This window comes from Streptomyces sp. YIM 98790, assembly GCF_011421595.1.
In the GTDB taxonomy this organism is placed as follows: Bacteria; Actinomycetota; Actinomycetes; order Streptomycetales; family Streptomycetaceae; genus Streptomyces.
Genome location: NZ_WTLH01000311.1, coordinates 1 through 4,222 on the forward strand (window position 1 = coordinate 1; position 4,222 = coordinate 4,222).

The following is a 4,222-nucleotide window of genomic DNA, read 5'->3' on the forward strand; positions in this document are numbered from 1 at the left end:
CGGCGGCGGGCTGCGGCGCGGGCGCCGGCTCCGCCACCGTGGCCGCCTCGGCGGCGGCCGGGGCGCCGGTGCCGTCGTCGATCACGGCCAGCTCGGCGCCGACCTCGACCGTCTCGTCCTCGGCGACCTTGATGGAGACCAGCACGCCCCCGGCCGGGGCCGGGATCTCGGTGTCGACCTTGTCGGTGGAGACTTCGAGCAGCGGCTCGTCGGCCTCGACCCGCTCCCCCTCGGCCTTCAGCCAGCGGGTGACGGTGCCCTCGGACACGCTCTCTCCGAGCGCCGGAAGGGTTACGGAAACCGCCATGGTTTCAGGTGCTCCTTACAAAATGCGGTTGGTGGTNACACGCTCTCTCCGAGCGCCGGAAGGGTTACGGAAACCGCCATGGTTTCAGGTGCTCCTTACAAAATGCGGTTGGTGGTGCGCTCCGGGTGAACAGGTTCGATCAGTCGTGAGCGTGCAGCGGCTTCCCGGCCAGCGCGAGATGCGCCTCGCCGAGTGCCTCGGTCTGGGTCGGGTGGGCGTGGATGAGCTGCGCGACCTCGGCCGGCAGCGCCTCCCAGTTGTAGATCAACTGTGCCTCGCCGACCTGCTCACCCATGCGGTCGCCGACCATGTGCACACCGACCACCGCGCCGTCGCGGACCTGGACGAGCTTCACCTCGCCCTGAGTCTTGAGGATCTTGCTCTTGCCGTTGCCGGCCAGGTTGTACTTCAGGGTGACGACCTTGTCCGCACCGTACAGTTCCTTGGCCTTGGCCTCGGTCAGGCCGACCGAGGCGACCTCCGGGTGGCTGTAGGTCACCCGGGGCACGCCGTTGTAGTCGATCGGCACCGGGTTGAGACCGGCCAGCCGCTCGGCGACCAGGATGCCCTCGGCAAAGCCCACGTGCGCGAGCTGGAGCGTCGGGATCAGGTCGCCCACGGCGGAGATGGTGGGCACATTGGTCCGGCAGTACTCGTCGGCCAGGACGTAGCCGCGCTCCATGGCGACTCCGGCCTCCTCGTAGCCCAGTCCCTGGGAGACCGGGCCGCGGCCGATGGCGACGAGCAGCAGCTCGGCCTCGAACGTCTTGCCGTCGGCCAGGGTGACCTGCACCCCGTCCTCGGTGTAGGCGGCCTTCTCGAAGAAGGTGCCGAGGTTGAACTTGATGCCCCGGCGGCGGAAGGCCCGCTCCAGCAGCTTGGAGCTGTCCTCGTCCTCCAGCGGCACCAGGTGCGGCAGACCCTCGATGATGGTCACCTCGGTGCCGAAGGACTTCCAGGCGGAGGCGAATTCGCAGCCGATCACGCCACCGCCGAGGATGATGGCCGACTTCGGCACCCGGTCCAGGTAGAGCGCGTGGTCGGAGGTGATGATCCGCCGGCCGTCGATGACCAGGCCGGGCAGGCTGCGTGGTACGGAACCGGTGGCCAGCAGCACATGGCGGCCGGTGTAGCGCTGGCCGTTCACGTCCACGGAGGTGGGGGAGGAGAGCCGTCCCTCGCCCTCCACATAGGTGACCTTGCGGGAGGCGATCAGGCCCTGCAGGCCCTTGTACAGGCCGGCGACCACGCCGTCCTTGTACTTGTTCAGCGCGGCCACGTCGATGCCCTCGAAAGTGGCCCGGACGCCGAACTCGGCGCTCTCCCGGGCCTGGTCCGCGACCTCACCCGCGTGCAGCAGGGCCTTCGTGGGGATGCAGCCGCGATGCAGACAGGTGCCGCCCACCTTGTCCTTCTCGATGAGGGCAACATCCAGGCCAAGCTGGGAAGCGCGCAGGGCCGCGGCGTAGCCACCGCTGCCGCCACCGAGGATCACTAGGTCGAAAACGGTGCTGGCGTCGTTCGCCACGTCACGTCCTCCATGCATGGGGTACGCCGGTGCCGGTCACCGCTGACCGGCCGGCGGGTGTTGTGCGCCGCTGGTGCGCGGCTTGTCATGGCTCGCTCGGTCGTGAGCCGGGCCCTGTCCTGCCGGTAGACCATCTTCGCACTTGTGCCCCCGTGATGAGACGCGGGGCCGGGGGATGAGACACGTCGATATCCGGTCAGAACGGAAATCCCGGACGGGGGCCGCCGCGTTTCGCAGCGGCAGCAGAGAGCTACTTGCTGGTACGCCCCGCGGGTTGCGGCACGGGCGCCGCCCGCCCGGCGCGGGCGGGCGGACGGTCCGCGCGCGCCGCCCGCGCCGGTCCCGGACCGTCACCCGCCCGGCCGGTCCGCGGACCGGCGCGGCACCCGCCGGCCCGCGGACGGTCAGCCCTCCAGGGCGCCGTCCGCCACCCGCTCGGCCAGCCGCACCAGGGTGCGCACCGACGAGCCGGTGCCGCCCTTCGGGGTGTAGCCGAACGCACCGCCCTCGTTGAACGCCGGGCCGGCGATGTCCAGGTGCGCCCACGGCACGCCCTCGGCCACGAACTCCTTCAGGAACAGGCCGGCCGACAGGCCGCCGCCCATCCGGTCGCCCACATTGGCCACGTCCGCGACCGTGGACTTCATGCCGTCCAGCAGCTCCTGCGGGAGCGGCAGCGGCCAGGACTGCTCCCCGGCCTGCTCGGCACTGCTGTGCACCAGATCGCGGAAGGCGTCGTCGTTGGCCATCACGCCGAAGATGCGCTTGCCCAGTGCCACGATCATCGCGCCGGTCAGGGTGGCCACGTCGACCACCGCGTCCGGGGACTCCTCGCAGGCCCGGGTCAGGGCATCGGCCATCACCAGCCGGCCCTCGGCATCGGTGTTGAGCACCTCCACCGTCTTGCCGCTGTACATGGAGAGCACGTCGCCCGGCCGGGTGGCGGAGCCGGAGGGCATGTTCTCGGCGAGCGCCAGCCAGCCGGTGACGTTCACCGGCAGCCCGAGCCGGGCCACGGCCAGCACGGTGACGAACACCGCCGCGGCGCCGGCCATGTCGCACTTCATGGTCTCGTTGGAGCCGGACGGCTTCAGGGAGATGCCGCCCGAGTCATAGGTGATGCCCTTGCCGATCAGGGCCAGGGTCCGGTCCGCCTTGGGATGGGTGTAGCCCAGGCGGACCAGGCGGGGCGGGCTCGCCGAGCCCTGGCCCACACCGAGGATGCCGCCGTAGCCGCCCTTGGCCAGCGCCTGCTCGTCCAGCACCTCCGCCTTCACGCCGTGCTCCTTGGCCGCGGCCTGGGCGGTGGCCGCGAAACCGGCCGGATTCAGGGCGTTCGGCGGGGTGTTGACCAGGTCGCGGGCGCGGGCCACCTCCTCGCCGAGCACGCCGGCGCGCTCGGCGGCGGCGCGCTGCGCCGGATCGGCCGGGTCGGCGTCGAGCACGGTGAACCCGGCCGGCGGCGCGCTCTCCCGGTCGCCGTTCTCCGGCTGCGGGTCCTTCCTGCCGTTCTTGCCGTTCCTGCCCGGCTTGGTCTTCCGGCCGCGGAAGTCGGTGAAGGCGTAGGCGCCGAGCAGTGCGCCCTCGGCCACGGCGGCGAGCGAGGCGGCGTCACCGGCCGGCAGCGCCAGGGCGACGTGGCCGGTGCCGCTCAGCGCGCGGGCGGCGGCGCCGGCGGCGCGGCGCAGTGTCTCGGGTGCGAAGGCCGTGCCCTCCCCGGGCGCTGTGCCGAGACCCACGGCGAGCACCAGCGGTGCGGCCAGGCCGTCCGCCGGAGCGGGAAGCTTGGTGATCTCGTCCTCGCCGCCCTTGGCACCCAGGGTGCCCAGGACGGAGGCCAGCCTGCCGCCGAAGGCGGCGTCGACCGCTGCCGCCGCCGGGGAGCCGGAGGCGAGCGCGGGGCCGTTCTCGCCCTTGGCAATGCCGATGACCACGGCGTCCGCGCGCACCGCGGCGACGGGGGTGTTGCTGAGGGTCAGTGCACTCACGGTGTAGGAAATCCTGTTCTGTTGTGGTGTGTCCGCGGCCCGTGGTCGGCGCCGGTGTCGGCGAGGCCGCGCGGAAGGGTCCTTCGGAGCCTACGCCCGCCCTCCCGGGCCGCCCCCGACCGGCCCGCGCCCGACACGCCCCGCCGTGCACTCCGCCGCGGCACCCCGGGACGAGCCGCGCCGCTGCCCGGCGGGCGGGGTCAGGAGTGGATGCCGAGGGTCAGGGCGAGAAGGGTGAGGGTGGCGGCGGTCTCGGCGAGGGCGCCGAGCACATCCCCGGTCACGCCGCCCAGCCGGCGGCGGCAGTGCCACAGCAGGGCCTCGGCCGCGCACAGCCCCAGCACCACCGCGCTCGCCCCGGCGACCGCGCCCAGGCCCGGGGACGGCCGGGCGGCCGCC

General features: G+C 72.8%; 4 protein-coding genes. All 4 read right to left on the minus strand.

Annotated features, from left to right (window positions below):
• Window positions 1–307 (minus strand): biotin/lipoyl-containing protein (locus GQS09_RS27235; protein ID WP_313896371.1); only part of this gene is annotated, 307 nt, incomplete at its 3' end.
• A gap of 139 nt (window positions 308–446) precedes the next feature.
• On the minus strand, window positions 447–1,835 hold the full coding sequence (lpdA, locus tag GQS09_RS27240; protein ID WP_165990192.1) for a dihydrolipoyl dehydrogenase: 1,389 nt from the start codon (window positions 1,833–1,835) through the stop codon (window positions 447–449).
• Window positions 1,836–2,239: 404 nt separating this feature from the next.
• The gene (locus GQS09_RS27245; protein WP_165990193.1) at window positions 2,240–3,823 is read right to left on the minus strand and encodes a leucyl aminopeptidase; all 1,584 of its coding nucleotides are present in this window, start codon (window positions 3,821–3,823) and stop codon (window positions 2,240–2,242) included.
• Between the two features lie 200 nt (window positions 3,824–4,023).
• Window positions 4,024–4,222: adenosylcobinamide-GDP ribazoletransferase (locus GQS09_RS27250; RefSeq protein ID WP_207958348.1), on the minus strand; the 199-nt coding region annotated here is incomplete at its 5' end.